General features: G+C 64.9%; 4 protein-coding genes. All 4 read left to right on the top strand.

What is annotated here, in order from left to right; all coding sequences use genetic code 11:
- A partial coding sequence (locus RT662_RS08065; RefSeq protein ID WP_313670196.1) for a helicase-related protein occupies window positions 1–1,270 on the top strand: 1,270 nt, incomplete at its 5' end.
- Complete coding sequence (locus RT662_RS08060; RefSeq protein ID WP_313670195.1) at window positions 1,267–1,893, top strand: hypothetical protein; 627 nt, start codon at window positions 1,267–1,269, stop codon at window positions 1,891–1,893. The genes RT662_RS08065 and RT662_RS08060, both read left to right, overlap by 4 nt.
- Window positions 1,894–1,943: 50 nt before the next feature.
- Window positions 1,944–2,165, top strand: a complete 222-nt coding sequence (locus RT662_RS08055; RefSeq protein WP_313670194.1) for a hypothetical protein — start codon at window positions 1,944–1,946, stop codon at window positions 2,163–2,165.
- A partial coding sequence (locus RT662_RS08050; RefSeq protein WP_313670193.1) for a hypothetical protein occupies window positions 2,162–2,518 on the top strand: 357 nt, incomplete at its 3' end. The genes RT662_RS08055 and RT662_RS08050, both read left to right, overlap by 4 nt.

Below are 2,518 nucleotides of genomic sequence, written 5' to 3'. Positions count from 1 at the left end.
CTTCATCACGCCGATGGCGGTGGGTGAGATCAACGGCGACGGCTACGACACCAGCGGCATCGAGCTGCTGCCCAACGGCAGCCTGAACCCGTCGACGGTGGAGCGCGCGTTCGAGGGGCACGGGCGCCTGACGGCGTCAATCGTGGCCGACGTGATCCACAAGGCGAAGGCCCGCGCCGGCGGCATCATGTACTTCGCCGCCACCGTGCAGCACGCCGAGGAGGTGCTGGCCAGCCTGCCCAAGGGCAGCTCCGGGATGGTGACGGCCGAGGTCAGCAAGCTGGGCACCGGCGAGATCATCCGGCGCGACCGGCTGATCAAGCTGTATCGCGACGGCGATATCCGGCACCTCGTGAACGTCGGCACGCTCACCACCGGATTTGACGTGGCGCATACTGAGACCATCGCCATCCTGCGCTACACTGAAAGCGCGGCCCTGCTGCAGCAGATATTGGGCCGGGCGTGGCGCCTGCACCCGGCCAAGGCCGACAGCCTGCTGCTGGACTATGCCGGCAACGTCGACCGGCACTTTCCCGACGGCGACATCTACACCCCGCTGGTTGAAGCCAAGGGCGCGGCCGCCGGCGGTGAGGGTGTCTCCGCCCTGTGCCCGGACTGCGGCCACGAGAACGAGTTTGGGCTCGTTGGCGACCGGGCCGAGTTCCAGCGCGACGTCCACGGCTACTGTCTGGACGTGTTCGGGGATCGCATCCAGACCGAGCACGGGCCGATGCCGGCGCACTATGGGCGGCGCTGCAATGGCCTGATCCAGACCGGCGCGGCCGGCGAGCACACGCGCTGCGGGTACTTCTGGACGAGCAAGGCGTGCGCCCAGTGCGACGCCGCCAATGACATCGCCGCGCGCTTCTGCTGCGAGTGCCGGGCTGAGCTGGTCAACCCCAACGACAAGCTGATCTCAGATTTCAAGGCCATGAAGAAAGATCCCACGCGCCGCCAGACGGACCGCGTGCTGGGCGTCACGTTCCGGTTGGGGATCAGCGGCGCCGGCAACAAGACGATCCGTGGGGACTGGGTGACGCCCTACCGGCAGTTTTCGACGTGGCACATGCCCGAGAGCAAGACCCTGCAGGGCATGCAGGCGTGGGACGTGTTCAATCGCGCGACCAACGGCGGCACAGAGAAGCCAGACACGGTCACGTACAAAAAGGACGCCGACAGCGGTTTCTATCGGGTGCTGGCCTTCAACCAGCCAGAGGACGTTCAACCCCCGGCCAAGTCGGACTGGAAAGAGGGAGCTAAGGCGGCATGAAGATACCTACAATTTATCACGGCACTCCGATAACTCCGCGTGCTGCGTTGCAAGCAATGGCAGGCCGCGCCCTTTGCGTCAGCTTCTACCGTCCCAACGACATTAAGTTTGTTGATCAGCTCGCATCATCGGTTATGCTCGACAATGGCGCATTCAGCTTCTGGATGGCTGCGCGCAAGCAGGGCAACGAAGCCTGCGAAGCCGAACGCGATTGGCGGCCATACTACGCTTGGGCAGAGCGGTGGCTCGATGGGGAAAACCGCTGGGCAGTCGTGCCAGACGCCATCGCCATGGCGTCACAGATCAATGATGGCCTGTTGAATGATTGGCCGCTGGGCAAGTCTCAGGCCGCGCCAGTGTGGCACATGGATGAACCGCTGCACCGCCTTGGTCGGCTGATAGAGCAGGGCTGGGAGCGTGTTTGCTTGGGTTGGGTGCATCCCGACAGGCGGCAAAACGTGGTCGGCAGCGATGCCTACTTTGCCCGCATGGATGAGGTGGCGGCCTTGGTCGGCAATCGCTGGCCGCCGCTGCACATGCTCAGGGGGACGGCGGTTGCGCGCCTCTATCCGTTTCGTTTCGGCAGACAGCACCAGCCTTGCACAGAATGGATGGCGATATGACAGCCCGATTGACGCAGCCTGCGGCGACCCGTGGCGAGGCAGACGCGCCTATGCCGACCGCTTGGAGCGAGGTGATTTCCCCCGCGCAGTTCGCCAGCGGTTGCGCGTGGATCACGGCGACGATGCAGGGCCACCGGGCGCATGTCGCGTTCGATCTGTTGAGCAACCTGACACTTGCCAGCTTGGGCTATGGTGATGGCGTGGCCACGTTTGAGGCCGGCGTGAAAGATTGGCACGAAAAGGCGACCGGCTATCCGAGAGGTGAAGCATGAAGACGGACGATATGCCAGCGGGAGTGGCGCTGTTCGGCGACCCCAAGTGGCGCGGCAAGTGCCCGACGGAAAACGTCGAGCAGGCCAGCTTCTTCAGCCGGCTGCGGCGTGACTATCCAGACACGCACGGTGCCATCGCAGTCCACCCGCGCAACGAGGGCCTGAAGATGGCCGGCCAGCTGGCGCGCCACAGCGTGCAAAAGATGTCGGCCGAGGGCATGACGAAGGGCGCGGCAGATATCGTGATCCCCGGCCGCCAGACGTTCGTGTGCGAGCTCAAGCGGCAGGACATCACGCAGTCCAAGTGGCAGGACGGCCAGCGCGAGTATCTCGAGGCGGCCGCCGCCTGCGGT

Origin of the sequence: Sandarakinorhabdus sp. (assembly GCF_032115815.1) — a bacterium.
Classification (GTDB): domain Bacteria; phylum Pseudomonadota; class Alphaproteobacteria; order Sphingomonadales; family Sphingomonadaceae; genus Sandarakinorhabdus.
The sequence above is the reverse complement of the archived record's forward strand: the minus strand, read 5'-3'. Positions and strand labels throughout refer to the sequence as shown.

Bases quoted from the DNA above. Each gene is read 5' to 3' on its own strand.
- RT662_RS08060 (WP_313670195.1), top strand. From the start codon at position 1,267: ATGAAGATACCTACAATTTATCACGGCACTCCGATAACTCCGCGTGCT.
- RT662_RS08055 (WP_313670194.1), top strand. From the start codon at position 1,944: ATGCCGACCGCTTGGAGCGAGGTGATTTCCCCCGCGCAGTTCGCCAGC.